The 23,864-nt window shown below is 63.9% G+C and carries 26 protein-coding genes; 14 read left to right on the plus strand and 12 right to left on the minus strand.

Annotation, left to right across the window (positions count from 1 at the left end; all coding sequences use genetic code 11):
• The first annotated feature begins 14 nt into the window (after positions 1 to 14).
• Entirely contained in the window at positions 15 to 959 is a 945-nt protein-coding gene (locus tag E8M83_RS15890) for an NAD(P)/FAD-dependent oxidoreductase (RefSeq protein ID WP_137174289.1), read from the plus strand.
• Here E8M83_RS15890 and E8M83_RS15895 read toward each other — a convergent pair.
• From E8M83_RS15895 to E8M83_RS15910, 4 genes are read right to left on the minus strand one after another with little or no spacing between them, the layout of a single operon-like run.
• Positions 936 to 1,415, minus strand: a complete 480-nt coding sequence (locus E8M83_RS15895; RefSeq protein ID WP_137174290.1) for a GNAT family N-acetyltransferase — start codon at positions 1,413 to 1,415, stop codon at positions 936 to 938. The genes E8M83_RS15890 and E8M83_RS15895 overlap by 24 nt on opposite strands.
• 13 nt (positions 1,416 to 1,428) lie before the next feature.
• Complete coding sequence (locus E8M83_RS15900; protein ID WP_137174291.1) at positions 1,429 to 2,058, minus strand: hypothetical protein; 630 nt, start codon at positions 2,056 to 2,058, stop codon at positions 1,429 to 1,431.
• The gene (locus E8M83_RS15905; RefSeq protein ID WP_137174292.1) at positions 2,055 to 3,002 is read right to left on the minus strand and encodes an MlaD family protein; all 948 of its coding nucleotides are present in this window, start codon (positions 3,000 to 3,002) and stop codon (positions 2,055 to 2,057) included. The genes E8M83_RS15900 and E8M83_RS15905 overlap by 4 nt, the downstream gene beginning before the upstream one ends.
• Before the next feature lie 19 nt (positions 3,003 to 3,021).
• Positions 3,022 to 3,828, minus strand: a complete 807-nt coding sequence (locus E8M83_RS15910) for an ABC transporter permease (RefSeq protein WP_137174293.1) — start codon at positions 3,826 to 3,828, stop codon at positions 3,022 to 3,024.
• A gap of 313 nt (positions 3,829 to 4,141) precedes the next feature.
• On the opposite strand from E8M83_RS15910, the gene E8M83_RS15915 reads away from it, so the two are divergent.
• From E8M83_RS15915 to E8M83_RS15925, 3 genes are all read left to right on the plus strand, one after another.
• Entirely contained in the window at positions 4,142 to 5,056 is a 915-nt protein-coding gene (locus E8M83_RS15915; protein WP_229491553.1) for a transporter, read from the plus strand.
• Positions 5,057 to 5,232: 176 nt separating this feature from the next.
• Entirely contained in the window at positions 5,233 to 6,261 is a 1,029-nt protein-coding gene (locus tag E8M83_RS15920; RefSeq protein WP_137174295.1) for a carbon-nitrogen hydrolase family protein, read from the plus strand.
• A gap of 118 nt (positions 6,262 to 6,379) precedes the next feature.
• Positions 6,380 to 7,048, plus strand: a complete 669-nt coding sequence (locus E8M83_RS15925; RefSeq protein WP_137174296.1) for a pyridoxamine 5'-phosphate oxidase family protein — start codon at positions 6,380 to 6,382, stop codon at positions 7,046 to 7,048.
• Positions 7,049 to 7,190: 142 nt separating this feature from the next.
• Here the strand turns inward: E8M83_RS15925 and E8M83_RS15930 are convergent, their stop codons facing one another.
• The 4 genes from E8M83_RS15930 to E8M83_RS15945 form a co-directional block, all read right to left on the minus strand.
• Positions 7,191 to 8,147, minus strand: coding sequence for a helix-turn-helix domain-containing protein (locus tag E8M83_RS15930; protein ID WP_137174297.1), 957 nt, complete (start codon positions 8,145 to 8,147; stop codon positions 7,191 to 7,193).
• A 148-nt stretch (positions 8,148 to 8,295) separates the two neighbouring features.
• Complete coding sequence (locus E8M83_RS15935; protein WP_137174298.1) at positions 8,296 to 10,536, minus strand: bifunctional (p)ppGpp synthetase/guanosine-3',5'-bis(diphosphate) 3'-pyrophosphohydrolase; 2,241 nt, start codon at positions 10,534 to 10,536, stop codon at positions 8,296 to 8,298.
• Between the two features lie 3 nt (positions 10,537 to 10,539).
• Positions 10,540 to 10,890 carry a RidA family protein gene (locus E8M83_RS15940; protein WP_137174299.1) on the minus strand — a complete coding sequence of 117 codons (351 nt, stop codon included), beginning with the start codon at positions 10,888 to 10,890 and terminating at the stop codon, positions 10,540 to 10,542.
• A gap of 38 nt (positions 10,891 to 10,928) precedes the next feature.
• A complete protein-coding gene (locus E8M83_RS15945; protein WP_137174300.1) occupies positions 10,929 to 11,807 on the minus strand; it encodes an alpha/beta fold hydrolase in 879 nt (292 codons plus the stop codon).
• Positions 11,808 to 11,928: 121 nt separating this feature from the next.
• On the opposite strand from E8M83_RS15945, the gene E8M83_RS15950 reads away from it, so the two are divergent.
• The 8 genes from E8M83_RS15950 to E8M83_RS15985 all read left to right on the plus strand — a co-directional run bounded on the left by E8M83_RS15950 (position 11,929) and on the right by E8M83_RS15985 (position 19,605).
• Positions 11,929 to 12,723: a 3-hydroxybutyrate dehydrogenase gene (locus tag E8M83_RS15950; RefSeq protein WP_137174301.1), complete on the plus strand. Its 795-nt coding sequence runs from the start codon at positions 11,929 to 11,931 to the stop codon at positions 12,721 to 12,723.
• Positions 12,724 to 12,730: 7 nt separating this feature from the next.
• Positions 12,731 to 13,693 (plus strand): AraC family transcriptional regulator, encoded by a 963-nt coding sequence (locus E8M83_RS15955; protein WP_170976831.1) that lies wholly within the window; start codon positions 12,731 to 12,733, stop codon positions 13,691 to 13,693.
• A 182-nt stretch (positions 13,694 to 13,875) separates the two neighbouring features.
• Entirely contained in the window at positions 13,876 to 15,177 is a 1,302-nt protein-coding gene (locus E8M83_RS15960; protein ID WP_137174303.1) for a dicarboxylate/amino acid:cation symporter, read from the plus strand.
• Between the two features lie 182 nt (positions 15,178 to 15,359).
• Positions 15,360 to 16,343 (plus strand): SLAC1 anion channel family protein, encoded by a 984-nt coding sequence (locus tag E8M83_RS15965; protein ID WP_137174304.1) that lies wholly within the window; start codon positions 15,360 to 15,362, stop codon positions 16,341 to 16,343.
• 30 nt (positions 16,344 to 16,373) lie between these two features.
• Positions 16,374 to 17,345 (plus strand): GlxA family transcriptional regulator, encoded by a 972-nt coding sequence (locus tag E8M83_RS15970; RefSeq protein ID WP_137174305.1) that lies wholly within the window; start codon positions 16,374 to 16,376, stop codon positions 17,343 to 17,345.
• Positions 17,346 to 17,450: 105 nt separating this feature from the next.
• Positions 17,451 to 17,837 (plus strand): BlaI/MecI/CopY family transcriptional regulator, encoded by a 387-nt coding sequence (locus E8M83_RS15975; RefSeq protein ID WP_137174306.1) that lies wholly within the window; start codon positions 17,451 to 17,453, stop codon positions 17,835 to 17,837.
• The gene (locus E8M83_RS15980) at positions 17,834 to 19,096 is read left to right on the plus strand and encodes a M56 family metallopeptidase (protein ID WP_137174307.1); all 1,263 of its coding nucleotides are present in this window, start codon (positions 17,834 to 17,836) and stop codon (positions 19,094 to 19,096) included. Before E8M83_RS15975 ends, E8M83_RS15980 begins: the two co-directional genes overlap by 4 nt.
• Positions 19,097 to 19,185: 89 nt before the next feature.
• A complete protein-coding gene (locus E8M83_RS15985; RefSeq protein WP_170976832.1) occupies positions 19,186 to 19,605 on the plus strand; it encodes an energy transducer TonB in 420 nt (139 codons plus the stop codon).
• 87 nt (positions 19,606 to 19,692) lie between these two features.
• Here the strand turns inward: E8M83_RS15985 and E8M83_RS15990 are convergent, their stop codons facing one another.
• Positions 19,693 to 20,343 (minus strand): 3-oxoacid CoA-transferase subunit B, encoded by a 651-nt coding sequence (locus E8M83_RS15990; RefSeq protein WP_137174309.1) that lies wholly within the window; start codon positions 20,341 to 20,343, stop codon positions 19,693 to 19,695.
• A 24-nt stretch (positions 20,344 to 20,367) separates the two neighbouring features.
• Complete coding sequence (locus E8M83_RS15995) at positions 20,368 to 21,063, minus strand: CoA transferase subunit A (protein ID WP_137174310.1); 696 nt, start codon at positions 21,061 to 21,063, stop codon at positions 20,368 to 20,370.
• Between the two features lie 153 nt (positions 21,064 to 21,216).
• On the opposite strand from E8M83_RS15995, the gene E8M83_RS16000 reads away from it, so the two are divergent.
• Positions 21,217 to 21,777 (plus strand): PAS and helix-turn-helix domain-containing protein, encoded by a 561-nt coding sequence (locus E8M83_RS16000; protein ID WP_137174383.1) that lies wholly within the window; start codon positions 21,217 to 21,219, stop codon positions 21,775 to 21,777.
• Positions 21,778 to 21,964: 187 nt separating this feature from the next.
• Positions 21,965 to 22,768 (plus strand): hypothetical protein, encoded by an 804-nt coding sequence (locus E8M83_RS16005; protein WP_137174311.1) that lies wholly within the window; start codon positions 21,965 to 21,967, stop codon positions 22,766 to 22,768.
• A 22-nt stretch (positions 22,769 to 22,790) separates the two neighbouring features.
• On the opposite strand, the gene E8M83_RS16010 is transcribed toward E8M83_RS16005, so the two are convergent.
• Positions 22,791 to 23,411 carry a 4'-phosphopantetheinyl transferase superfamily protein gene (locus E8M83_RS16010; RefSeq protein WP_137174312.1) on the minus strand — a complete coding sequence of 207 codons (621 nt, stop codon included), beginning with the start codon at positions 23,409 to 23,411 and terminating at the stop codon, positions 22,791 to 22,793.
• Positions 23,412 to 23,416: 5 nt separating this feature from the next.
• On the minus strand, positions 23,417 to 23,857 hold the full coding sequence (locus tag E8M83_RS16015; protein WP_373995053.1) for an excinuclease ATPase subunit: 441 nt from the start codon (positions 23,855 to 23,857) through the stop codon (positions 23,417 to 23,419).
• Between the last annotated feature and the right edge of the window lie 7 nt (positions 23,858 to 23,864).

Below are 23,864 nucleotides of genomic sequence, written 5' to 3' on the forward strand. Positions count from 1 at the left end.
GCGATAATTGGGGCATGGAACTCACATCGAATGTCTTCGACACGCTGGTCGTCGGTGGCGGCCCTGGCGGGCTGACCGCCGCCATCTACCTGCAACGCTTCACCCGCAACGTCGCCCTGGTCGACAAGGGCAATAGCCGGCTGGGCTGGATCCCCGTCTCGCACAACTATCCCGGCTTTCCCGACGGGATCAATGGCAAGCTGCTGCTGGAACAGCTGCGCTGCCAGCTCGGCAATTATGGCGGGCACGTGATCCCGGGCGAAGTCGTCGACCTGCGCATCGAGGATGGCCTGTTCGTGGCCGATTGCTGCAGCCCCGAGGGCGACCTGACGGTCTTGCGCGCGCATACCGTGCTGCTGGCAACCGGCGTGGCCGATGCCGGGATGCCGGTCGAGCGCTGGGAAGAAGCCGTGGCGGCCGGCGCCGTGCGCCTGTGCCCGGTGTGCGACGGCTTCGACGTGATCGACAAGCGCATCGCGGTCGCGACCTCTGAAGTCAATCCGGTCGGCCACGCGCTGTTCATGCGCAGCTTCAGCGCCGACGTGTGGCTGTTCGAGCGGGCCGACGAATCCGCAGTCAATGACGAGGAGCGGCGCAAGCTGGGAGCGGCGAACGTGCACCACATCACGTCTCCCCTGCTGGGCGTCACCCTGACCGACGACCTGCGGCCGGTGCTGCACACGCGCGACGGCCAGGAGTACGCATGCGACGTGTTCTATCCGATGCTGGGTGAGTCAGCCCGTTCGGGATTGGCGGCGGCGCTCGGCGCCGAGACCGTCGAATGCGACAAGCTGCTGGTGGACGACCATTGCCGCACCTCGGTGCCGGGCTTGTTCGCCATCGGCGACGTCACGCGCGGCTTGAACCAGATCGCCGTGGCGGCCGGCCAGGCGGCGATTGCGGCGACGTCCATTCATAACACCTTGCCGTGGGCGCTACGTAGCAAGGTCGAGGAATAAGGCAATCCTGATCTCGGCGATCATTTCGCCCAGCTCGTCCACGCCCACCTCGACGAAGCCGCAGGACAGATAGAGCGCGCGCGCCGCGACGTTCTCGGGCTTGTAGCAGATCGTGATGCGCTGCGCATCCGGCTGGGCGCGCAGTTCCTCGAGCAGCAGCTGCAAGGCGCGGCGCCCGATCCCGCGGCCCTGCTTCGCATGATCCACCATGAAGCGGTAGATGCCGTAATGACCCTCCTCGTCGCGCGAGGCGATGTCGTACAGCAGGAAGCCGGCCGGTTCGCCGTCGTGGTAGATGGCGCGCGTGCGCCAATCTGCATAGAAGCTCGCCTGCGCGATCGAACAGGCGTTATTGGCGATCCAGCGATCCTGTTCCGGCGGCAGCGCCATTTCGAGCAGCGTCTCGAAATTATCGATCGTGACCGGCTCAAGTGTGACGTTCAGGATGGTGCTCAAGCTTTTCCTTTCCTCATGGTCCGGTTACGAGCGCCATCCGGCGCCGGATCTGCTCCGCCGCCGCCGTGTCGCCGGACAACTTGGCGCGCTCCTCCTGCACCCCGAGCCAGGCCAGCAATGGCCGCCGCCAGCCCTGGTTCGAGGCCGTATCGACCGCAAGCGCGATTCCGTCCGGCGTCATGCGCCCAGCCTTGAACAGCGCCCCGGCCGCGACCATGCGCGACAGCGGGTCTTCGATCTTGTCCAGCGCGCCGCCCGCGACCACGGCGCGATGCTGCTCGGGCAGCAGCGCCACGTCCAGGCCATCCCACTGCCCCGCCAGGTAGGCGGCGTAGGCGCGCTGGGCCGGCGTGGCGTCCGCCGCCAGCGCCGCGTACCCCGGGCAATCCTCGAACACCAGGCTGGCCGCCTGCGCCGCGCAGCGCACCAGCTCGACCTGGGCGACGTGATCGAGCCGCCCGGTGGCCGCCGTCTCGGCGCGCGCCCCGCGAAATTCGGCGGCGGAAGCGGCCGTGTGCCCCTTCAGGTAATCGTCGACCGAAGCGTCGAGCGCCCCCTTGGCATTGGCCTGCCAGTCCGGCGGCAATGGTTTGCTGGCGCAGCCGGCCAGCAGCGCCGCGATCACCACATAAACGGTCTTCATGGAAGCTTGATCTCCTGGCTGCTGCGGGCAAATGGCCATTTACGGTTGATTTCCTCGACCAGGCGGTTGACCTTGCGCAGGCTGGCGTCGACCTCGCCGCGCAGGGCGCCCAGGTCTTCGGTGGCTGCGCGCGTGTTGGCGCCCACCGCCTGGGCCTCGACCAGCACCGCGTCGACCTTCTTGAGCGTGGTGCTGGCGTCCTGCAGCACCACGTCCAGCTGGCGGATCGCGGCCTGCGTGTCGTCCATCACGCCGGCCTTGCCGAACACCCGCTGGTCGGCCTTGGCGAGAATGGCGTTGACCCGGTCCAGGGCCTCCATCAGTTTGCGCGCCTCTTCGTCGCCGCCCAGGGCGCCGCCCAGGACGCCGTAGCGGCCCGACATGCGGCCGGTCACCGCCGACAGGTTGGCCAGGCTGGCATTCACGTCCGAGCCCGATGCGGTCATGGTTTCCAGGTTTTCCAGCAGCGCGCGGGCGGTGGCGACGATGCGCGGAATCTCGGCGGTGGCGTCGCCGCGCAGCACGGTGCGGGTCGAATCGGGTGGCAGCGGCGCATCGGTCAGCACGCCGGTGTAGGCCCGCAAGCGGGTCTCGCCGACGATGCTCGACTCCAGCGTGAACACGCTCGATGCGCGCAGCCATTTGGCGTCCTTGCTCTGGACGTCGACCGTGATCTGCACCTTGCCGTCGTCGCCCAGGTCGACTTGCCGCACGCGCCCGATCGGGAAGCCTGCGAAGGTCATGTCCATGCCGGGGATCACGCCGGACGAATCCTCGGCCACCAGGGTCAGGCGCTGGGTCGGCTCGAACACGCCGCGCGCATACATCACGTACAGCACAAAGCTGGCGATCAACAGGCCCAGCAGCACCAGCAGGATCACCGCCTTGGCTTCGACGTTCGTCGGTTCGTCTTGGATGATTGGATCAGGAGTCAGGTCCGGCATGAAGTTCTCGTTCCAGGGTTCAGATGTATTTCAGGGCCAGCGAACCGGCCTCGATCACGATCAGCACGAACAGCAGGCGCAGGGCGCCCGGCTGGACGGAGGTGGCCAGCGCGCGCGGATAGCGCTGCAGCTCGAGCACGGCGGCGGTCGGGATCAGTGCCACGGCCAAGCCGAACAGCACCGTCTTGAGCACGAAGCCGGCCGTCACCACCGGCGCGAAGATGCGGCCCACGGTGCGCGTGTAGTCGGGAATCCCCCAGGGCGACAGGCCGTACACGTTCAGGTAGGCCAGCAGCAGCACGACGGCCGAGGTGACCATCGCCAGCGAGAGCACCGCGACCGCGTTCGCGATCAGCTGCGGCACCAGGTCGCGCCGCACCCGGCGCAAGGCCTCGTCGCTGGCGGCGCGGATCGACAGCTTGGTGCGCGCCAGGCCGAGGGCCGAGGCGTCGAAGGCCATGCTGGCGCGCAGCGCCACGAACAGCGCCGCGGACAGCGGAATGAGTTCGAGCACCAGCACCCGCACCACCATCTCGAGCGCGAAGCCCGACAAGCCGTAGCTCTTTGCCGTGACCAGCACGATGCGGATGATGACCAGGCTGACCAGGGCCGAGGCCAGGGTGAACCAGGGCAGCACCTGCCAGGTGCTGGCGTGGATGTGGCGCGCGGTGGCATGGAAGCTGGCGCGGCGCCAGGTGGAGGGCGAGAACGCCGTGACGACGGCGATCGCGCCCAGGTGGATCATGTACCACCAGCTGCGCAGGTAGCGCGCCAGGTAGGCGAGCCACAGATTGGGTTGGGCGATGGGAGGAATCGTTCGCGGCATGGGCTGAATGATACTTGGTCGGCGGGGTGGTCTGCACGGCAGCGATCGAAGTATGCCACATCGTGATAACGAAAAAGCGGACGCGTTCGCGTGATGCCGTTCATTGGAAGTTCTTCTTCAGGACACGGACGGCATGACGCTTCTCAGTTTCACCAAGTCGGCAGTACCGTCGGGAGAAGCCTGGACAACAAGCGTGTCAATCCTGGACAAGACGGAATTCGCAACACGATGGAATATCAGCCATCTCCTACCCGTTCGGAATTCCACAACGATTCCATTCATCAGGTTAACCAAGAGAGAGAGAGGAGACTTCGTGAAAAAAGCAAAAAACATCAGAACTGTGTCCGGCGCGACGCTTGCAGCCATCCTGGGTTCGACAGCAGCGCAGCCTGCAAATGCAACAGAAGGTGGCGGCTCCGTCTACCAGCCGGGGGTCGAAAATTTCGTGTGCTGCGCCCTGCCGCCATCCGGCCTGTACGGCATGTTATACGGCCAGCACTATCGAGCCGACAGTATTCGCGGCGATGCCGGGCAAGTGGTCACGCCGCCCACGTTCAAGGTACGCGCCAGGACGGTCGTGTCGCGGCTGGTATGGGTATTGCCGCAGCAAGTCGCGGGAGCCTCTTTGGCGATGCATGCGATTCTGCCAGTGGTCAACCTCGACGTGCATGTCGCCCCCGGGGTGGGTCAGCGCAAATCCGGGCCGGGAGACCTTGTCCTCGGCCCAGCCCTCGGCTGGCATCACAGCCCGAAACTGCACACCTTGGCGGCGGTGGATATTTATGCACCCACGGGCAGCTATCGCAAGACTGACCTCGCCAACATCGGACGTAACTACTGGGCGGTGCAACCGCTGGCGGGTGTCAGCTACATCGACCCGGCTGGATTCAACGGCGACCTCAAGTTCATGTGGACTTTCAATGGCGAGAACAAGGATACGGATTACCGCTCGGGCCAAGAGATCATCGTCGACTACGCGCTCGGCTGGCGTATCGGTAATGGACTCACGGTGGGCGTGGGTGGCTACCTCTACAAACAAGTGAGCATCGACAAGCAGAACGGTGCGACGGTGCCGGGAAGCGAGGGCCGTGCAGTCGCCATCGGACCGTCGCTCAAATACGCCAGCCAGGAGGGCTGGTTCGTCACGGCGAAATACCAGTCCGAGAGCGGCGTTCGCAACCGCACGCAGGGAAAGGCGTTCTGGCTGAAGGCGGTATTCCCACTCTAATCTCGCTTGCGTCTTACTGTTTCACAAAAATTAGACATTATGTATTCATCTTCCCCTCAAGGTACGAGCCGTCGGCGTATGGAAGCCATTTCATCGTCAGCGTAATCATGAAAATGACAACGCTGCCGGCGATGCTTGACGAAGTAAAAGGCAGTAATAACAACATGGAGTAGACAATGAAGCGAACATTTAGTCAGTACAAAGTAGCGGCAGTACAGGCAGCACCAGAGTTCCTGGATCTCGACGCCGGAATTGAAAAAGCGGAAATGCTGATTGCCAAGGCCGCTGAACAAGGTTGCAAGCTAATCGGATTTCCAGAAACTTGGTTGCCAGGCTATCCCTGGTGGCTTTGGCTTGGTTCCCCTGCATGGGGCATGCGTTTTCTTAAAAAATACGTCGACAACTCGCTCCAGATACGATCGCCACAGTTTGAGCGATTGAAGAATGCTGCGCGCAAAAATAATATCGTCGTGGTCATGGGCTATAGCGAGATGGGCGCCACCGGTAGCCTGTACATCGCGCAATGCACGATTAACTCGGATGGACGGTTGGTGCACTCAAGAAGAAAACTCAAGCCCACCCATGTCGAGCGCACCCTGTTCGGCGAGGGCCAGGGCAGCGACCTTGCGGTAAACGAACTAGAAATAGGAAATGTCGGCGCTTTGTGCTGCTGGGAGCACTTGCAGCCATTGAACCGCTACGCCATGTACGCTCAAAATGAACAGGTGCACGTGTCATCCTGGCCAAGCTTTTGTCTGTATGAACAGATGGCCTACGCTCTCGGTCCGGTAGTCAATCTTGGGCAAAGTCGTAGTTATGCCGTGGAAGGGCAATGCTACGTCATCGCATCAGTTGCAACAGTGAGTAGCGCCATGGTGGATCTGCTTTGCGACACGCCGGAGAGACAAGAACTGTTGAAGGTGGGGGGAGGTTACGCCGCCATATTTGGGCCAGACGGGCGTCAACTGACCGAGCATATAGAACCAACGGAAGAAGGGCTGGTTGTTGCGGATATCGACCTGGAGGCCATTACCTATTCAAAAGCTGTCGCCGACCCGGCAGGGCATTACGCTCGCCCTGACGCCACGCGAATGATCGTTAACCGGAAGGGATTGCATCCGGTTGAATTCCTGGATGGCGACGCCGATGGCGAAGCGAATGAAGTCGAGCGCGCAGCCAGTCCATTCCCGGACAAGCCAATGTAGCAAGCCGGCGACGCATCGATCCGAGGCGAGCGCCAGAGGCGAACCGCCCCGGATCCGATGTTTGTCGTGTCATTTTCCATAATAAACACCGAGATCATCAACTTACAGGGGCCATGAAATGACGAGCTTCGCTTACACCCAGAAGGCGCTTGAACTTCAACAGCGCTTCGATACGGAGGCGCTCGCCGCCGCCGAGCTTCAATTAATCGTTCACGACAGCCTTTCGCCAAATGATCGCGCATTCATTGCCGCGGCAGAGATGTTTTGGCTGGCATCGGTAGATCCAGAAGGGTCGCCAACGGTCAGCTTCAAAGGAGGGGCGAAAGGGTTCGTCAGGATGCCGGATGACACAACGCTCCTGTTTCCCTGCTTCGACGGCAACGGCATGTTCTTCTCGATGGGGAATATTGCGTCGACTTCGCAGGTTGGTCTGTTGTTCATGGACTTCGTCACACCGAGCCGTCTGCGTGTGCAAGGCGACGCTCACCTAACAGACGATCCGGCGATTGTGGGTCTTTGGCCAGGCGCGCAGTTCGCTGTCAAAGTGGATATCACCGCCCTGATCACCAACTGCCCGCGCTATATCCCCCGAATGCAACGTCTTGACGGCTCTCGATATGTCCCCGACACGACGAACGGCGAGCAGCCAATTCCAGGTTGGAAGCGTATCGATGCAATTCAGGATGTGCTGCCCAAGCGCGATCAAAACAAAGCCGACACAGTAGGTGGCTTGCTTACCATGGATCAGTGGGGGGAGATGGTCGAAACAGGCGATCCGCTTGCCTGACTGTTGGCGTTGATTGAAAACCGCCCCACCCTGTTGACTGGGTTTTGTCCCAGGGCGGGGGCTGCGTTTGAAGCTTGCAGCTGTGGATAAGTGTACCAAATAACAAGGGGGGATTCGCGGGCGAGGCTGCGCAGTGCGGTCATCAGATTGGCGCGCGGAGGTGTCGCCATTCGCGGGGCGGGACGCCGAACCGGTTCCGGAACACACGGCTGAAGTGCGCAGTATCGTTGAATCCCCAGCTGTAGGCGACTTCGCTGATCGAGTGTCCGGCACGGCGCGGATCCAGGAGCTCGCGACTACACATCTCGAGTCGGCGCGACCGGATGTATTGCGCCGGTGTAATGGCCTCTTGCCGGAAAAGCCGATGGATATGCCCAACCGACATCCCAAGGTCGCGTGCCACATCGCTGACCGACAGCGCGGGATTGCGCAAGCTGGAATCGAATTCGCCCTTGATGCGTGCGATATGGTAGCTAGCCAAGGAGGAAACGCTTCGACACTTACTTGCGGGCAAAGTCTGCAGCCCGGCCACCAGGATGTTGAGAACCCCGCCTGCCACCGACACTGCCGATACCGGCTCGAGCGTCCCGATGCCATTCCAGAGGGTCTTGATCATACTGATCATGAGGCGTCCCGCCGTTGTACATCCAGAAATCGTTGTTGCGGTGAGCTTTTGCGTATCCCGCACAGCGCTGCGTAGCTGCTCGCCAGGCAACTTCAGCACGATCTGCCGGAAGTCGCCGTCGAACTGCAGCTCGTACACGCGCGTGCTGTCGTACAGCGTGAAGTCGCCAGGGTTCAAAAGCGCATCGCGGCCGTCCTGGCGCACGATTCCCGCGCCCTGCATCTGAATATTGACAAGGAAATAGTCGTCGTTGGCCCGGGCAATCTGCCGGGGCGTGCGCACGACCTTCTGCGCGCCCGAAACGACCACGGAAAGATCGAGTCCCGGCATGCCCTGGCTTTCGATGGACCCCGCGAATCGATCGCATTGAAGTGCGTCGCACTCGAGCCCTACGTACGTGTTGCAGATCAGGTCGGTCCAGTACGCCAGGCGTTCCTGAGGTGGCACGGAATCGGTGTTCAGCAGCAGGGGCATGGACTGTCTCCTATCGTCAAATAGTGCATGTCAAACCAGACAGTGTCAAGCTACCGTGGACCCCGGAGCTGCGTAGTGGTCTAACGTCTCCGGACACTTCCCAGACACGTCGTTTCCGCGAAGGCGAAACCCAAGCCCGCACCCAAACCTACTGCCTGCGCGCCTCCATCACTCCCGACACTTCCATGATCGCCGCCAGCGCCTTCTGCGCCTGCGCCGTCGACCCGATCTCCGCCGTGAACACCATGCGCGCCTGGCCCTTGGCGCTTTGCGTGTTCACACCGATCACATTGATCTTCTCGCGCGAGAACACCTCGGAGATATCGCGCAGCAGCCCCTGGCGGTCCTGCGCCAGGATGAACAGGTCGACTGGATAGACGGTCTCGAAGCCGGCCGTGCCCCATTCGACATGGATCACCCGCTCGGGCGACTTGGCCTGCATCTCGGCGAAGTTCTTGCAACTGAGGCGGTGGATCGAGACGCCCTTGCCGCGCGTGACGAAGCCGACGATCGGGTCCGGCGGCGCCGGCTTGCAGCATTTGGCCAGCATCGTCATCAGCCCATCGGTGCCCACCACCAGCACGCCCGACTTGGCGCCCTGCTCCACGCTCGAGGCGCGGCTCTTGTTGACCACTGCCGCGTCTTCGACGGGCGCCGGCTCGGCGCCCTCGTGCAGCGCCGCCTCGACATGGCGCAGGCTGAACTTGTCCTTGCCGACCTCGATGAACAATTCGTCCACCTTGGCAAAGCCGAGCTTCTGGGCCAGAAGCTCGAGGTTGACCGCGGTCTTGCCTTCGCGTTGCAGCGATTTTTCGACGGCGGCCCGGCCCTGGGCCAGGGTCTCGGCCTGGTCCAGCGCATGGAACCAGGCGCGGATCTTGGACCGGGTGCGGCTGCTGGCCGCATAGCCCGGACTGAGCCAGTCGCGTGACGGCCCCTGGCCGGCGCTGCCGCCCTTGGCGGTGATGATTTCGCAGGTCTGGCCGTTCTTGAGCTGGGTGTTCAGCGGCACCATCGTGCCGTCGATCTTGGCGCCGCGGCAGCGGTGGCCGACATCGCTGTGCAAGTGGTACGCAAAATCGATCGGCGTCGCGCCGACCGGCAGTTCCAGCACCCGCGCCTGGGGCGTGAGCACGAAGATGCGGTCGTCCAGGCTGGTGGCCTTGAGCTTCTCGACCCATTCCTTCTGCAGGTCTTCCTGGCCGGCCACCGCATCGGTGACGTCGGTCTTCCAGGCCAGCAGCTGGCGCAGCCAGGCGATCTTCTCGTCGTACTGCTGGCTCTTGAAGTTCGATCCGCCTTCTTCTTTATAGCGCCAGTGGGCGGCGATCCCGTATTCGGCGAAGTTGTGCATCTCTTGCGTGCGGATCTGCACTTCGAGCGGACGTCCGTCGTCGGCCGTCACCACCGTGTGCAGCGAGCGGTAGCCGTTCGGCTTGGGGCGCGAGATGTAGTCGTCGAATTCCTTCGGCACCGGGGTCCAGATATTGTGGATCACGCCCAGCACCGTGTAGCAGGTCTTGATGTCGGCCACGATCACGCGGAAGGCGCGCACGTCGTACAGCTCGGTGAAATCGAGCTCCTTGCCGCGCATCTTGCTCCAGATGCTGTAGATGTGCTTGGGCCGTCCCGACACGTCGGCCTTGATGCCGGCCGCGGCCAGCTCGCTTTGCAGGCGCTCGATCGACGAGGCCACGAAGCTCTCGCGCGACATGCGCTTTTCTTCGAGCATCCTGGCGATGCGTTTATAGGTGTCCGGTTCGATGAAGCGGAAGGCCAGGTCTTCGAGCTCCCATTTCAGTTGCCAGATACCGAGGCGGTTCGCCAGCGGCGCATAGAAGTCCAGCACCTCGCGGCCATAGGCGCGCGTGACTTCGTCGAAGCGTTTATGTTCGGCGAAATAGCGCAAGGTGGCGGCGCACGAGGCCAGGCGCATCAGCACCACGCGCATGTCGGTGGCCATCGCCAGCAGCATCTTGCGCAGGGTCTCGTTCTGGGCCGCGGCCTGCTGGGCCGCGTTCTTGCCGCTGCCCACCGGCGCCTGGCCGGCGGTCAGGTCGCGCAGGCGGATCAGCTGGTGCACGCCCTGCACCAGCGCCGCCACCTCGGGGCCGAAACGCTCCTCGATGCCCCCAAACGTGGACGGCTCCATCAGCGCCAGCTCGAACAGCAGGCCGGCGATGCGGGTCTCGGCATCGGTGTTCAGGTAGGCCAGCGTGCCGGCCGCGCCCAGCGAAAACTCGAAAGCGCCCTGGCCTGAGGCGGACAGCCGCTCGCCGTAGCCTGCGGCCGCGTAGTCGAGCGCCGCATGCACGCGCACACAGTCCTCCGGGTTCAGCCCCTGGACCAGGCCACTGTTGACGTCGCCCAGCAGGGCGGTCGATACCATGGCTTAACGCAGGGCGGCGACGACGCAGACCTCTACCAGGCAGGCAGGGTTGGCCAGCTTCGCCTCGACGGTCGCGCGCGGCGGGGTGTGGCCCTGGGCGACCCATTCGTCCCAGACCGCGTTCATGCCCGCGAAGTTGTCCATGCTCGAGATGAAGATCTGGCAGGAGAGGATGCAGGTCTTGTCGCTGCCGGCTTCGCCCAGCAGGCGGTCGACGTGGCCCAGCACTTCGCGCATCTGTTCCTCGATGCCCTGGCTGGTGTCTTCGGCGATCTGGCCGGCCAGGTAGATGGTTTCGTTGTGAATGGCGACTTCGGACAGTCGTTTGCCTACGTGCAGTCGTTTGATTTCCATGATCTCTTTCTTCTAGGTTTAGGCGAACCGCATGGGGTTCAGCCGATTAAAAATGTGCGCGCGATCGCGATCTGGTCGTCGTGCACGAAGGTCGGCGCATGGCCCACCCCGGCAATCTCGACCAGGCGCGGACGCGGTCCGCGCTGCGTCATCTGCTGCGCGGTCTCGCGCGACAGCAGGTCGGAATGCTCGCCGCGCACCAGCAAGGTCGGGCAGCGGATGGCATCCCAGGCCGCCCACAGTGCGGCCTCGTCCTGGGCGGCGCGTTCCGGGGTGATGGCCCGGAACGGCTGCGCCAGGTTCAGGTCGTAGTGGCGCTCCCACTGGCCATCGCCGCCCTGGCGCAGGACGTCGGCGGCCAGCTTGCGCCATTCGTCGTCCGAGTGCGGCCCGAACGATGCCGACACCGCCTTCACGAAGTCGGCGCCCGCGGCGAAACTCGGGAAGCGCACGTCCTGGCCGATGTAGTCGCCGATGCGCTGCAGCGCCGCGCCATCGAGCACCGGGCCGATATCGTTGAGCACCAGCTTCTTGACCGGACTGTCCTCGAGCGAGGCCAGCGCCATGCCGATCAGGCCGCCCATCGAGGTGCCGAACCAGGCCACGTCTTCGTTATCGGCGCGCGCAGTGACGCGCGCCACCAGGGTCACCATATCGGCCACGTACTGCGGCACCGTGTAATAGGCCGGGTCGCGCAGGCGGCCGGAGCGGCCGCGCCCCACGATGTCCGGACACACCACGCGATAGTCGTGGCACAGGGCGCGCGCCAGGTGGTCGAAATCGTCGCCGACGCGGGTGACGCCATGCACGCAAACCAGCACCTTCGGGTTGTCCGCGTCGCCCCATTCCTTGTAGGCGACGCGGTGCAGCCCGGCCGGCGAGCTGCACTGGACGCTGTTTAATCTGGGTTCAGACATCGTGACTCCGTCGTGGGAATATGGTCGGCGGCCAACGGCCACCACCATGACAATCGCATTGAGATTAGAATTCTACCAATTCTGAGGAAGTTCCCCCGATCACCTTCATATAGAGGACACAATGAAATCCAATATGCTAAGCGGTAAAACGGCTCTCGTCACCGGTTCGACCTCGGGCATCGGGCTCGGAATCGCCCGTTCGCTGGCCGAACAGGGCGCCAATATCGTGTTCAACGGCTTCGGCGACGCCCAGCAGATCGAGAAGCTGTACACCGACATCGGCGCCGAATTCGGCGTGCAGACGGCCTACCACAATGCCGACATGTCCAGGCCCGACGAGATCGCGGCCATGATGCAGTACGCCCAGGACAAGTTCGGCGGCGTCGACGTCCTGGTCAACAATGCCGGCATCCAGTTCGTGGCCCCGGTCGAGGACTTCCCCACCGAAAAATGGGACGCCATCATCGCCATCAACCTGAGTTCGGCCTTCCACACCACGCGCCTGGCGCTGCCCGGCATGAAGCAGAAAAACTGGGGCCGCATCATCAACCTGGCCTCGGTGCACGGCCTGGTGGGCTCGGTACAGAAATCGGCCTATGTCGCCGCCAAGCACGGCCTGATCGGCTTGACCAAGGTGACCGCGCTCGAAGCCGCGCAGACCGGGGTGACGGCCAATGCGATCTGCCCGGGGTTCGTGCTGACCCCACTGGTGCAAAAGCAGGTCGACGACCGCGCCGCGCGCGATGGGCTCGACAACGACGCCGCCCGCAAGGCGCTGCTGCTTGAAAAACAGCCGTCCGGCGAATTCGTCACGCCCGAAGAACTGGGCGCACTGGCCGTGTTCTTCTGCAGCCCGGCGGCCGACCAGGTGCGCGGCGTGGCCTGGAATATAGACGGAGGCTGGGCTGCGCAATAAGCCCGGCGTGGCCGCCGGCGACAGCAGCGACGGCGCACATGGCATCGACGCGCTCAGCCGCCTGCTGTCGCTGTTCACCCTGCGCACCTCGCTCGACATCCGCTGCGCGCTGGCCGCGCCGTGGGTGCTCGAGCAATCGGCCGCCACGGCCGGCGTGGCGCCCTATCACCTGATCGTCGAGGGCGAAGCCGCAGTCGACACGCCCACCGGCGAACGCATCGGGCTGCAGGCGGGTGACATCGTGGTCTTTCCGCAAGGCGGCGCGCACCGGCTGCATGCGGGGCCGCCGGAACAAGCCCAGCCCCTGGTGGACGTGCCCGGCCCCGCGCCGCTGCGCTGGGTCGCCAATGACGGTGCGGGTGCGCCGACCGGCATCCTGTGCGGCCAGTTCGTGTTCGACGACGGCGCGCGCCGCGTATTGCAGCCCGCGCTGCCCGAGACGATCGTGGTGCGCGCCACGTCGCGCCCCGATTTCGCGGGCCTGCTGGCGCTGGTGACGATGCTGCGCAGCGAAGCCGACAGCGCGCGGCCCGGCGCCGCGGCCGTGGTGGCGCAGCTGTCCGGCGCACTGTTCACCCTGCTGCTGCGGGCCTGGCTCGACGGCAATCCGACCACGCCCGGCCTGCTGGCGGTGCTGGCCGACCGCCGCCTGGGGCCCGCGCTGCGCGCGATGCTGGCCCAGCCCGAGCGGCCCTGGCTGGTCGAGGAACTGGCGGCGGCCTGTTTCATGTCGCGCGCCACCTTTGCGCGCTTGTTCCGCCAACTGGCGGGGACGACGCCGCTCGCCGCCATGGTGCAGTTGCGCATGGCCCAGGCCGCGCATTGGCTGGCGCGCGATACGCGCTCGGTGGCGGCGATCGGCGAGGCGGTCGGCTATCGATCCGAAGCCGCCTTCAACCGCGTGTTCAAGCGCAGCCATGGCGTGGGTCCGGGCGCCTGGCGCCGCGCGGCCATGGCGGCATCGCGCTAACGCTGGCCTTTGCCATAGGTGGCATGACGCTTTCGCCATTGCCCCCTTGCCGCTCGTGCACCGGCAAGGTGCGTGGATTTCCAGCACGCTCTGATGCAGTGCAGCATGCGGATTTCCACAATAGCCCGCATGGAACGATTGCTCCAACATGGAACAACCACCAACCTCGTTGAAGAGTTGCCATGAAGAAGCCATTTTATAAAGTACTGTATGTCCAGGTGCTGATCGCCATCGTTCTTGGCGTGATGCTGGGGGTGTTCTACCCCGAACTGGGCACCGCGATGAAGCCTTTGGGAGACGGCTTCATCAAGCTGATCAAGATGATCATCGCCCCCGTGATCTTCTGTACCGTCGTTGCCGGCATCGCCGGGATGCAGGACATGAAGAAGATCGGCCGCGTCGGCGGCAAGGCGCTGATCTATTTCGAAGTGGTGTCGACCTTCGCCCTGGCCATCGGCCTGATCGTCGCCAACGTCGCCAAGCCAGGCGCCGGCTTCAACGTCGACCCGGCCCACCTGGACTCGAGCTCGATCGCGCAGTACACCACCAATGCGCACGCCCAGACGACGACCGAATTCATCATGCACATCATCCCGACCACATTCGTGGATGCGTTTGCAACCGGTAACATCCTGCAAGTCCTGCTGGTGGCGATCCTGTTCGGCTTCGCGCTGTCGATGATGGGAGAGCGTGGCCGTCCGGTCACCAAGTTCATCGACGACATCTCGCACGTCATCTTCGGCATCGTCAATATCGTCATGAAAGTCGCCCCGCTCGGCGCCTTCGGCGCGATGGCCTTCACCATCGGCAAATACGGCATCGCCTCGCTGCTGCCGCTGGCCAAGCTGATGGGTTCGTTCTACCTGACCTGCGCGCTGTTCGTGTTCATCGTGCTGGGCATCATCGCCAAGTTCACCGGATTCTCGATCTTCAAGTTCATCAAGTACATCAAGGAAGAACTGCTGATCGTGCTGGGCACCTCGTCGTCGGAAAGCGCCCTGCCGAACCTGATGCGTAAACTCGAAAAACTGGGCTGCTCGAAGCCAGTGGTTGGCCTGGTGGTCCCGACCGGCTACTCGTTCAACCTGGACGGCACCAATATCTACATGACGATGGCGGCCCTGTTCGTGGCGCAAGCGACCAATACCGACCTGACCCTGACCCAGGAACTGACCATCCTGCTGGTGGCGATGCTGACCTCGAAAGGCGCATCGGGCATCACCGGCGCCGGCTTCATCACCCTGGCCGCGACCCTGGCCGTGGTGCCGACCATCCCGGTGGCCGGCATGGCGCTGATCCTCGGCATCGACCGCTTCATGAGCGAAGCGCGCGCGCTGACCAACTTCATCGGCAACGGCGTGGCGACGGTCGTGGTGTCGAAGTGGGAAAAGGAATTGGATACGGCGCGCATGGACGATGTCCTGAACGGCCGTGTGCATGTGGAAGACCAGAACAGCATGAAGGCGGTGCGCGAAGCGGCGTAACTCCGCTGTCCGCCCGCCACGAAGCCGCGTCCCAAGGGACGCGGCTTTTTTTTGGCGCTGCCACCGCTACACGTGGCGCAAACTGGGCCATTGTTGGCCGAGATCGCCTCCTCGACGCACTTCCGGCCAGGACACACCCTGCCGATAATGATGGCACCCACCATCACAACCGAGGAATCATCATGCACCAGCCAGCCGGCGCCAGCGCGGCGCTTCCGACATCGACATCGATCCGGCACCTCCCCGTCAACCTGTTCGCATCCATCATGGGCATCGCCGGCCTGTCGATGGCCTGGCAAGCCGCACACAAGGTGTTCGGCGCCGGGGCCCTCGTGGCCCAGGCATCCGGCATCCTGGCCCTGGCCGTCTTCGTCGCGCTGCTGGCCGGCTACCTGTGCAAGGCCGCGCGCCATCCCGACGCGGTGCTGGCCGAATTCCGCCATCCCGTTTCTGGCAATTTCTTCGGCTCGATCGCAATCGCCACCCTGCTGGTATCCAGCATTGCCGGCCGCTACAGCGCGCCGCTGCAACAACTGCTGTGGACCGTCGGCGCCGTGCTGACCTTCGCGATCGGCTATATCGTCGTGGCCCGCGTCCTGAAAGGCAATGTCGTGGACGCGGACGTGGCGCCACCATGGCTGATCCCCGGCGTCGCCACCCTCGACATCGCCGTGACCGGCGCCACCTTGCCGATGCCCTGGGCGCACGAGGTCAACCTGGCCGGCGCCGCCATCGGCGCCGTGGTGGCGTTGCTGTTCTACACGCTGATCGTGGCGCGCCTGGTGCTGCGCGCGCCACTTCCGCTGGCGGCGACGCCCTCGCTGATGGTGCTGGTGGCGCCGTTCGCAGTGGGCTTCCTGGCCTATGCCAGCTTCAACGGCGTCGACCGCTTCGCCGGACTCCTTTTCTACTTCGCGCTGTTCATCTTCGCCGTGACGGCAGTGCGCGTGTTCCGACCTTCGGTACCGTTCAGCACCGGCTGGTGGGCCATCAGCTTTCCGCTCGCCGCGCTGGCCAGTGCCGCGCTGGTCTATTTGGCAGCGGTGCAGGTCGCCTTCGTCAGCGCGATCGCCGTCGCCATGCTGGCCTTGCTGACGATCGCGATCGCCGTGCTCACGGTGCGCACCCTGCACATCCTGTTCAATGGCACACTGCTGGGTGGATGAATCCACGACCTTGCAAGGGATACCGCAGCGATGAATAGAATTGCGATCCTCGCCTTCCCGGGAGTACAGATGCTCGACGTGGCCGGCCCGGCCGACGTCTTCAGCGAAGCGATGCGCCAGTCCGGCCTGCCCTCCGCCTGCCGGATCGAGGTGCTGGGCACCGTAGCCGGCCCGATCCGGGCCTCGAACGGCATGCGCTTCGTACCCGACGCGACCTTCGACAGCGTAGCGCCGGGAATCGATACGCTGCTGGTGGCGGGCGGGCCGGACATCGATCCGCACGTGGCGCCCGCGTTGCTGGACTGGCTGCGCGCGCAAGCCGGCCAGGTGCGCCGCATCGGTTCGGTCTGCTCGGGCGCCTTCCTGCTCGCCCATGCGGGCATCCTGGACGGCAAGCGCGCCACCACTCACTGGAATTGCTCGGCCAGGCTGGCCCACGGATTTCCCGGCATCGCCGTCGAGCCCGACCGCATCTATGTGCGCGACGGCGCCGTCTACACCTCGGCCGGCATCACCGCCGGCATGGACCTGGCGCTCGCCCTGGTCGAGGAAGACTTCGGGCGCGACATCGCCATGCGCGTGGCGCGCGAGTTCGTCATGTTCCTCAAGCGGCCCGGGGGCCAGTCGCAGTTCAGCACCCACCTGGCGGCCCAGAGCGCTGAAAAGGATGCGATCCGGGGCATCCAGTCGTGGGTACTGGACCATCTCGACCAGGCCCTGACGATCGAGCAACTGGCGCGCGAGGCCGGCATGAGCACCCGTCACTTCGCCCGCATCTTCAAGCAGGAAACGGCGCAGACGCCGGGGGACTTCGTCGACCTGGCGCGTGTGGATGCCGCGCGCCGCCTGCTCGAGGACAGCGAGGTCCCGCTCAAGCGTATCGCCGCGCGCAGCGGCTTCGGCGACACCAGTACCCTGCGCCGCGCCTTCACGCGCCGGCTGGGCGTGTCGCCGCTCGACTACCGGCGGCGCTTTCGTGATCCTGGCGCCCGACTGACCTGACGCAGACACGCATTTCATGCACGCCGCATGCATGCACGAATTAATGTAGACATCTCAATCTAGACAAGCTAATCTAGATTCACATCGAACAAACGAGGTCCTGCAATGCCGCGCACACCCGACGCCCCCAAGCCCACGCCCGCCGAACTCGACCTGTTGCAGGTACTCTGGCCGCTCGGCGCGGCCACCGCCAAGCAGGTGCACGAGGCGATGCTGCCGCAACGTCCCGACGTCACCTATGCCACCGTACTGCGCCTGATGCAGGTCATGCACGGCAAGGGCCTGCTCAGCCGCGACGAAAGCGAACGCTCGCACGTCTACGCCCCGCTGCACGCACGCGACGCCCTGCAGACCAATCTGCTGCAAGACCTGGTGCAGCGCGCCTTTTCCGGCTCGGCCAAGGCGCTGGTGCTGGCCGCGCTCAAGAGCGGTATCTCGAAGAAGGAAAGGGAGGAGATCGAGCAGTTGCTGAAAGGCGGAGACAAGGAATGAATAGCACCCATCTCGTCGCCAGCATCGGCTGGACCCTGATCCACTTTCTCTGGCAAGGCGCATTGATCGGCTGCGCCGTGGCCCTTGCCCTGTTCGTCTTGCGCAAGGCGCGCGCCGAACACCGCTACACCGTGGCCTGCACCGGACTGTTCCTGTGCCTGGCGCTGCCGGCGGCTGGCCTGGTGCTGCGCCTGCAGGATGCCGGCAGCAGCCAGCCTGGCGCCGTCTTCGGCGCAGCGGCCGCGGACCCGATCCTGGCGCAAGGCCTGTTCTGGGACGCCCTGATGCGCGAACACATCATCTGGATCGTGGCGTGCTGGGCCGCCTGCGCGCTGGCGCTGGCGCTGCGCATGGCCCTGGGCCTGGCGTGGATACAGCGCGCCGCGGCGAGCCAGACCGGCAACGCCGCCTGGCAGGCCCGGCTCGACCGGCTGGCCGCGCAGTGCGGTGTCAAGCGGCCGGTGCGCCTGCGGCTGGTCGCAGGATTGGCCAGCCCGGTGACCGCCGGCTGGTGGCGGCCGGTGGTGCTGGTGCCGGCATCCCTGGTGACCGGCATGCCGGCCCACCTGCTGGAGGCGCTGCTGGCGCACGAAGTGGCGCACATCCGGCGTCACGACTACCTGGTCAACCTGGCCCAGAACGTGGTCGAGACGCTGCTCTTCTATCATCCGGCGGTGTGGTGGATGTCGGGGCGCATCCGCGCCGAACGCGAACACATTGCCGACGATATCGCGGCAAGGCAGCTAGGCGAACCGCGGCGCCTGGCCCTGGCCCTTTCCGAACTGGACAAACTCCAGTTCTCAACCCACCACCTGGCCCAAGCGGCCAACGGAGGAAATCTCATGCACCGCATCAAACGATTGATTCGTCCCGATACGCAAGCCCCGAGCTGGAAAGCAGCCGTCCCGGTCATCGGCCTGGCCGTCTTCTGCACCGCCGTCTTCGCCAATGCCCAGCCGGCACGGGCGACGGCGCAGGAAGTCGACCAGGAGGCACTGGTCGATTTCAAGAGCTGCCCGCGACCCAAGTATCCGGAAGCCGACCTCAAAGCCCGTCACCAGGGCACCGTCGACCTGGGCTTCCTGGTCGGCGCCGATGGCAAGATCAAGGAAAACAAGGTCACCAAGTCCAGCGGCCATCCGGGGCTGGACGAGGCGGCGCGCAGCGTGCTGGTGACGTGCAGCTTCAAGCCGGCGCTCGCCAACGGCAAGCCGGTCCAGGCATGGACCAAGGTATCCTACGTCTGGCAGTTACACTAATGGGATGAACGAGCCGCCGGGGACGCCCGGCAGCCCGGATGCCCTGCCGCCACCACTTTCCGATCAAGGCGGCCAACGAAGGAGAAGGAATGTCACGCAACACCCCACTCCCCGGCCACCGTGCACCGCACTGGAAAGCCGCCCTGCCGATACTTGCGCTCGCGCTGCTCGCCGGCTGCGCGCAAACGGCGCCGGTGAATCCGTTCGCCGACATGCCCGACAACGACACCACGTCCCCGGTCATGAACGTCAAATCCTGTCGCCAGCCGGTCTATCCCGAAAGCGCCCTGGCCGCCAAGGTCGAAGGCACGGTCAAGCTCGCCTTCCTGGTGAAAGCGGATGGCACGGTGCGCGAAGCGGTCGTGCGCAAGACCAGCGGCAACGCCACGCTGGATGAAACCGCGCGCGCGGCACTTGCGAAGTGCAGGTTCCAGCCGGGCACCGTGAACGGCGCGCCGAAGGAGCAATGGACCGAGTCGGATCACACCTGGAAGATCGAGGCGACTTGACGCCGCCACGATCGTCGTTCCCGATATGAAAAAGGCGCTGCGATTCTGAACAGAATCCCAGCGCCTTTTTACGAGCGGAGGCGTCTTTCAGACCGCGGACACGTCCAGCTCGCAGCCGGTTGCCGCCACGATCTCGTCACGGCTCACGCCCGGCGCCAGTTCGATGACCTTGAGGCCGGTATCGGTCAGGTCGATCACACCGAGGTCGGTGATGATGCGATCGACCACGCCCACGCCGGTCAGCGGCAGGTCGCATTTTTTCAGGATCTTGTGGCTGGTACTGCCGTCCTTGGCGGTGGCGACGTGTTCCATCACGACCACCACGCGCTTGACGCCGGCGACGAGGTCCATCGCGCCGCCCATGCCCTTCACCATCTTGCCCGGGATCATCCAGTTGGCCAGGTCGCCGTGTTCCGACACCTGCATCGCGCCCAGGATCGCCAGGTTAATCTTGCCGCCGCGGATCATGCCGAAGGAATCGGCCGAGCTGAAGTAGGCGGAACCCGGCAGCGCCGTCACGGTCTGCTTGCCGGCGTTGATCAGGTCGGCGTCGACCTCAGCATCAAGCGGGAACGGGCCGATGCCGAGCAGGCCGTTCTCGGACTGCAGGAAGACCTCGATATCCTTGGGTACATAGTTGGCGACCAGGGTCGGTAACCCAATGCCCAGGTTCACATAGAAGCCGTCCTGCAGCTCCAGGGCCGCGCGCGCGGCCATTTCATCACGAGTCCATGCCATGTTCTTGTCTCCGAATTCGTTGGGTCAGGTGCGCACGGTGCGCTGTTCGATGCGCTTCTCGGGCGTCGGATTGTGGACGATGCGGTGCACGAAGATGCTCGGCAGGTGCACGTGATCGGGATCGATCTCGCCGATCTCGACCAGTTTTTCGACTTCCACGATGCAGACCTTGCCTGCCATGGCGACGTTCGGATTGAAGTTGCGCGCGGTCTTGCGGAACACGAGGTTGCCGGCGCGGTCTGCCATATAGGCCTTGACCAGCGACACATCGGGGAACAGCGCGTGTTCCATCACATAGTGCTCGCCGTTGAATTCGCGGGTTTCTTTACCCTCAGCCACGATGGTGCCGTAGCCGGTCTTGGTGAAGAAGGCCGGGATGCCGGCGCCGCCGGCGCGCAGCTTCTCGGCCAGGGTGCCCTGCGGCGTGAACTCGAGCTCGAGTTCGCCGGCCAGGAACTGGCGCGCGAATTCCTTGTTCTCGCCCACATAGGACGAAATCATCTTCTTGATCTGGCGCGTTTCCAGCAGCTGGCCGAGGCCGAAGCCGTCGACGCCGGCGTTGTTGGAAATGGCGGTCAGTTCCCTGGTGCCGGAATCGCGCAGCGCGGCGATCAGGGCCTCTGGAATGCCGCACAGGCCGAAGCCCCCCACGGCAATGGTCTGGCCGTCTTGGACGATGCCGGCCAGAGCCGAGCGCGCGTCAGGATAAACTTTATTCATACCCGTCCCTTTTATAGGTTAAGCCAAAGCTCTTCTGTACTACTGAGTAGACTCTCAGCATAGAATAGGCGACACCGAAGCACAATACCGTAGAACTACGGCCATCTTCCACACTTACCACCGCGAATGAACACAGCTGTCGATCTACCTCAGATGAACCTGCCTTGCGCCATCGATTACGAGATGATCTTCCAGCACGCGCCGGTCGGCATGTGCGTGTCGGTCGACCGCGTGATCCAGACCTGCAATGGGGCCCTGGCTGCGATGTTCGGCTATGCTGAGGGGCAATTGCAGGGGCAGTCGTTCAGCGTCCTCTATCCAACGATGGACGAGTTCCTGCGCACGGGAGATCGCATCATTCCCATCATGAACGCCAAGGGACGCTATTCGGATGAGCGCATCATGCGCCGCGCCAATGGCGAGCTGTTCTGGTGCCACGTGACCGGGCGCGCGCTCGATCCGCTGGAGCCGCTCGGCGCCGGCGTGTGGACCTTCGAGGACGTGAGCGAGAAGCGTCCGGTCACGGCCGAGCTGACGCCGCGCGAACGCGAAATCGCGGCGTTGTTGGTTGAGGGAAAGACCAGCAAGGTGATTGCGCGCGAGACCGACCTCAGTCCGCGCACGGTGGAGATGCATCGGGCCAGTTTGATGCGCAAATTCGCGGCGTCGACGTCGGTGGAATTGGTGCACAAATTGATCGGGGTCGCGCGATAGGCAGCGTCGCGACTACCATTTCCATTCGACCCATTACGCATAATCGCGACGATTGCTGGGTGAACGCGGTCGACGATAATATCCCTGTTGTTTATGCGTGAACCGCTGCAGCTTATAAACTTGCCCGCAGACAATACTCCCTGATACACTTTCGTGACCAAATAATCACAAAGATCGGGATGTCCTCATGAAAAAGATCAGTCGCCTGCTGGCGGCAGTTTTATCGACAGCGTTTTTTGCCCAAGCCGCACTGGCCGCGCAAATCGGCAATGCTGATGTCATTAAATTGCTCGGTGCAGGAATGCCGGAAGAAGTGGTATTACAGGCCATCGAATCGGGGAACGGCAAGTTCGATACCTCGGCCAATGCACTGATCGCCCTGAAGGCAAAAGGCGCCACGCCAAACATCCTCAAGGCCATTCTCGCAGCCGGTACGCCGGGCCAGAAGGCCTCGCCCACGACCAATGCCAAGGCCTCGTCTTCGTCCTCCTACAATCCCGAAGAAATCACGCTCGTCCTCGACGGTCAATCGAGTACCCTGCAATATATTATTCCCCAAACCCGCACCGCCGCCCGCGCACTCGGGTTTGGCGGCATGGCGACGTATGCGACACTCAGCGGGGAAAAGGCACAGCGCCGCATCGCCGGCAATCCGGAATTTATTGTTTCGGTACCGCGCAATGCGCAGGCAAACAATTACCTGACGCTCGCCAATTTCGCCGTCCGTAAAAATGGAACCCGTGAAGTCATGACCGGCGGCGGTTATATGAGTTATTCGAGCGGCATCAACAAGAGCCGTGTCGTGCCGATTACCACCGAACCATTGGCAGATCAGTCTGCTGCGCGCGAGGGATTCGTCCTGCATAAAATCACGCCAGTTACTCCGATGGCTCAGGGAGAATATGCGCTGGTCTTGTACACGGGTGAAATGCGTACCTCTGGATTCTTCACACAGGCCGCAAACAGCTATTTCGACTTCGGCGTCGACTGATACGTCAGGGCCACCGGCCGCTCTACAATCCGCGCAGGCGCACCGGAGTCAAATCCGGCGCCTGCGCCAGCGGGCTGGAAACGGCGAGCACGCCAAGCAGCTCGCAAGTCTCCAGCGGATACTCGATCGCACTGGGACACCCCAGCTTGAAACGTGCTTCGTGGGCGCACCACATACGGTAGAAAGCAGTGCGGCGCGCCTGCGGGTCCAGGGCTTGCAAGACCGCCACCTCTGCCGCGCCGAAGGCCTGCCCCGCCAGCGCCATCACATCGCGCGCCATATCGAGCCGCTCGATGTCCAACCCAAGTCGCATGCCCCTCCCCGCTGCGCAAGCAACCCAGCGCCCGCTGTGCGAGATGCTGAAACCTGCATCCGGCTCTCCCACCAGCACCGGGGCCTGCCCCGGGCGCTCGTCCAGCACGATGGTATCCGGCTGGCGCTGCAGCAGCCTGCCCAGCGCCACCCGCAGCAGCGCGCGGCCGAGCACGAACTGGCGGCGCCGTTCGGCCCTCACGAAACGCGCGCAGCGGGCACGCTCGGACGGCCCGAGCCAGGCTGCATACGATGCCAGGGCATCGGGTGCGACGTCATGGCTATCCAGCAGCCACACCACCGTGGCAACGGGCGACGGCAGACTGCCCACGGACCTTATTTCGTCTTCACGAAGTCGGCCTTGAGAGCGACGCCGGTCATGATGGCGCCGTCATGGCATTCGAACTCGGTCGTGCTTGAACGCTCGATATTCTTGTAGTTGCTGACGATATTGATCACCGCATTCGCACCCAGCTCCTGGGCCCTTGCCTGCAGGCGCAACATTGCGGACAAGAAGGCCCAGTTGCAGGCGGTGACGGCATCCTTGCCGAAGGAATTCGTTTTCTGGCTGGTCTTGTCCGAGCCGAGACGCGAGCCGATGGCTGGCGTTTTCTGGTCGCCGAAATAGAACTTGATGTTGTCGCCGAGACGGTTGCGCGCATCGTTGGCGTCCAGGGCTGCCTCGATCGGCAGGAAGTGCACGGTATCGCGGGCCGCGGCAGGGAGCGCGGCGGTCAGCATGGCGGCCATGGCGCCGGTCAGGATGAGCTTATTCAAATGCATA

Source organism: Massilia sp. HP4, from assembly GCF_005222695.1.
Classification (GTDB): domain Bacteria; phylum Pseudomonadota; class Gammaproteobacteria; order Burkholderiales; family Burkholderiaceae_D; genus Telluria.

Bases quoted from the DNA above. Each gene is read 5' to 3' on its own strand.
- E8M83_RS15920 (WP_137174295.1), top strand. From the start codon at position 5,233: ATGAAGCGAACATTTAGTCAGTACAAAGTAGCGGCAGTACAGGCAGCA.
- E8M83_RS15970 (WP_137174305.1), top strand. From the start codon at position 16,374: ATGAATAGAATTGCGATCCTCGCCTTCCCGGGAGTACAGATGCTCGAC.
- E8M83_RS15945 (WP_137174300.1), bottom strand. From the start codon at position 11,807: ATGTCTGAACCCAGATTAAACAGCGTCCAGTGCAGCTCGCCGGCCGGG.
- E8M83_RS15980 (WP_137174307.1), top strand. From the start codon at position 17,834: ATGAATAGCACCCATCTCGTCGCCAGCATCGGCTGGACCCTGATCCAC.
- E8M83_RS15890 (WP_137174289.1), top strand. From the start codon at position 15: ATGGAACTCACATCGAATGTCTTCGACACGCTGGTCGTCGGTGGCGGC.
- E8M83_RS15950 (WP_137174301.1), top strand. From the start codon at position 11,929: ATGAAATCCAATATGCTAAGCGGTAAAACGGCTCTCGTCACCGGTTCG.
- E8M83_RS15940 (WP_137174299.1), bottom strand. From the start codon at position 10,890: ATGGAAATCAAACGACTGCACGTAGGCAAACGACTGTCCGAAGTCGCC.
- E8M83_RS16000 (WP_137174383.1), top strand. From the start codon at position 21,217: ATGAACCTGCCTTGCGCCATCGATTACGAGATGATCTTCCAGCACGCG.
- E8M83_RS15975 (WP_137174306.1), top strand. From the start codon at position 17,451: ATGCCGCGCACACCCGACGCCCCCAAGCCCACGCCCGCCGAACTCGAC.
- E8M83_RS15965 (WP_137174304.1), top strand. From the start codon at position 15,360: ATGCACCAGCCAGCCGGCGCCAGCGCGGCGCTTCCGACATCGACATCG.
- E8M83_RS15900 (WP_137174291.1), bottom strand. From the start codon at position 2,058: ATGAAGACCGTTTATGTGGTGATCGCGGCGCTGCTGGCCGGCTGCGCC.
- E8M83_RS15995 (WP_137174310.1), bottom strand. From the start codon at position 21,063: ATGAATAAAGTTTATCCTGACGCGCGCTCGGCTCTGGCCGGCATCGTC.
- E8M83_RS15935 (WP_137174298.1), bottom strand. From the start codon at position 10,536: ATGGTATCGACCGCCCTGCTGGGCGACGTCAACAGTGGCCTGGTCCAG.
- E8M83_RS15905 (WP_137174292.1), bottom strand. From the start codon at position 3,002: ATGCCGGACCTGACTCCTGATCCAATCATCCAAGACGAACCGACGAAC.
- E8M83_RS15985 (WP_170976832.1), top strand. From the start codon at position 19,186: ATGTCACGCAACACCCCACTCCCCGGCCACCGTGCACCGCACTGGAAA.
- E8M83_RS15910 (WP_137174293.1), bottom strand. From the start codon at position 3,828: ATGCCGCGAACGATTCCTCCCATCGCCCAACCCAATCTGTGGCTCGCC.
- E8M83_RS15930 (WP_137174297.1), bottom strand. From the start codon at position 8,147: ATGCCCCTGCTGCTGAACACCGATTCCGTGCCACCTCAGGAACGCCTG.
- E8M83_RS15925 (WP_137174296.1), top strand. From the start codon at position 6,380: ATGACGAGCTTCGCTTACACCCAGAAGGCGCTTGAACTTCAACAGCGC.
- E8M83_RS15960 (WP_137174303.1), top strand. From the start codon at position 13,876: ATGAAGAAGCCATTTTATAAAGTACTGTATGTCCAGGTGCTGATCGCC.
- E8M83_RS15990 (WP_137174309.1), bottom strand. From the start codon at position 20,343: ATGGCATGGACTCGTGATGAAATGGCCGCGCGCGCGGCCCTGGAGCTG.
- E8M83_RS16005 (WP_137174311.1), top strand. From the start codon at position 21,965: ATGAAAAAGATCAGTCGCCTGCTGGCGGCAGTTTTATCGACAGCGTTT.